Annotated in this window: 2 protein-coding genes; one reads left to right on the top strand and one right to left on the bottom strand. The window is 58.4% G+C overall.

The features are described from left to right. Positions 1-59: 59 nt before the first annotated feature. Positions 60-1,019, bottom strand: a complete 960-nt coding sequence (locus tag ENZ74_RS29605) for a LysR family transcriptional regulator (protein ID WP_013530698.1) — start codon at positions 1,017-1,019, stop codon at positions 60-62. 59 nt (positions 1,020-1,078) lie between these two features. On the opposite strand from ENZ74_RS29605, the gene ENZ74_RS29610 reads away from it, so the two are divergent. Next, the coding region (locus ENZ74_RS29610; RefSeq protein ID WP_164761301.1) for a BMP family ABC transporter substrate-binding protein at positions 1,079-2,294 on the top strand (1,216 nt) is incomplete at its 3' end.

Genomic DNA, 2,294 nt, shown 5'->3' on the forward strand with positions numbered 1-2,294 from the left:
CTGCGGGTCGAGCCCTCCCCCTTTCATTGCACGCGCGCCATTACCGGTTTCAAGGACCTTCATTTTTCTGTTCCCTTTTCTTGCTGGCTTGCATCGAAGATTGTTTCGACGTAGTAGCGCGGCCCCGTGAAAACGAAGCCGGGCGAGAAGTAGCGGCCGCAGACATCCATGAACGCGGTCATCTTACGCGATGGGGCGTGCGGGCGCGATATGCGGATGCTGACCCGCTTTTCCGCGGACTCCCATGTGTCGAGCAACGGAATGAGGTGGCCGCGTTCACACTCGATCGTGGTGAAGAAGTGCGGTAGATAGGCAATGCCCTCGCCCGCAACGGCGAAGTACTTGATAGTCCAGTATTCGTTGGCGATCAGGTTGCTGCGCGGCAAGATACTTTCCTGCGCGGTACCTTTCTGTAGCCGCCAGTGCTGCAGGCCCGCCGAGGTGCGATAGACAATGCCCTGGTGTTCCGCCAAATCGGCGGGTTTTCGTGGCATCCCGGCACGCTCGACATAACTCTTGCTGGCAAAGAGTGCGAATTTTGCGGTGGAGAGCGTTTCGCCGACTTCGATACCTTCGTCCCATGAAATCACGGCGTCGAGCATATCGAGGCTCTCTGGCGCGTAGAGAACGTGCGGCGAAAAGAAGGTGAGTTCGATTTCCACCTTGGGGTAGAGCTTTCTGAACGCCATGAGCATCTGCGTGTAGTAGGCCGTGCCGAACTCCCCCGTGGCGCCGATCCGCAAGGTTCCGGTCACGTCGTCGCTCAGTTCCGTCACGGCGGCCCGCGCCGTATCGCAGCTTTGCAGGATCTGCCGCGCGTGCCCGAGCAGGGTTTGCCCTGCTTCCGTGAGCAACAGGACACGGCCGGAGCGCTCGAACAGAGCGACCTTCAGATCGTCTTCAAGCTGCTTGAGCCGGAGACTGAGCGTGGATTTGGGCAGGCCGTACAACTTCGCCGCGGCCGACAATGACCGCAGTTCCGCGATTTTTACAAATGATGCCAGAGCATCGGTGTTCATTTGATCGTTCACATTTCTGCACAAAGTGCCCAAAAAATGAGCATGATTATTTTTGTTGCATGAACGAACGTAATCGGCTGTTATGCACTGCACAAGAGCCAATTCGCTTTTGCCAAATCAAAAAAGACGCTCCGGCGGCAATCGTCACCGTGCAGGGAAGCTGCATGGGCGCGGCGTGCTTCCGGCTGAGAAAATCAAAGAAAAACAAGGGGAACCACGAAATGAAAGAGCGCAACACGAAGCCGTCCGACTCAGTTCGCCTGTTCGCGGCGGCGGCCACGGTTTTCGTATTCTGTGCTACGTCCGGCGCTTATGCCTTTACTCTGGAAGGGGCGCCCAAGGTCGCGTTCATCTACGCAAGTTCAGCGCAAGACGGCGGATGGAACGAAGCCCTCGAGGCCGGCCGCAAGGCCTTGGAGGAACAGCTACAGGTGCCCGTCTCGGTGACGGAGAACATACCGGAAGAGGCCACTAAGCTGCGCGCGGCGATCGATCTCTACGTCAAGCGCGGCTTCAACATCATAATCGGCACCACCTATGGCTACAGCGCCCCAATGGCCGAAGCGGCCAAAGCCTATCCGAATGTGGCGTTTCTCAGTGCTTCGGGCACGGAGAATGGGGCCAACATGGAAAGCTTCTATGCCCGCACTTACCAGGGTTGGTACCTTGCAGGCATCGCGGCAGGACAGGCGACGAAGACGAAGAAGATCGGCATCCTCGCCGGCTTTCCGGTCGGCGTGGTGAACTGGGATATCAACAGTTTTGCACTCGGGGCCCGTTCGGTCGATCCTACGATCGAAACGGTCGCGGTCTTCGCCAACTCCTGGTGGGACCCGGTGAAGGAAGGGCAGATCGCCCAGGCCATTCTCGACCAGAAGGCCGACGTGCTCGCCACGAATCTGAGCGCGACCTCGGCGCTCGACGCCGCCGAAAAGGCAGGCGTTCCTTCGATAGGCTTTCAGCTCGACATGTCGCATGCCGCGCCGCGGACGATCCAGACCTCCGTCATCTTCCGCTGGGAGAAATATCTTGTGCCGACGATCAAGGAGATCATCGACGGCAACTGGAAACCCGAGGAATACGGCGCTTTCGAAGGCCTTGAAACCGGCGTGGTCGATCTTGCTCCTTTTGGCCCCTCGGTTTCCGAGGAGACCAAGGCAAAGGTTGAAGCAGCAAAGCAGGAGATCATCGCCGGCAAGCTTGATCCATTCCAGGGCCCTCTGAAAAAGCAAGACGGCACCATCGTTGTCGATGTCGGCGGGAAGGTCGACGATG

Source organism: Mesorhizobium sp. M7A.F.Ca.CA.002.15.2.1, assembly GCF_003998715.1.
Taxonomy (GTDB): Bacteria; Pseudomonadota; Alphaproteobacteria; order Rhizobiales; family Rhizobiaceae; genus Mesorhizobium; species Mesorhizobium ciceri.

Excerpts from the sequence above, each read along its gene's own strand:
- ENZ74_RS29605 (WP_013530698.1), bottom strand. The coding sequence starts at position 1,019 with ATGAACACCGATGCTCTGGCATCATTTGTAAAAATCGCGGAACTGCGG.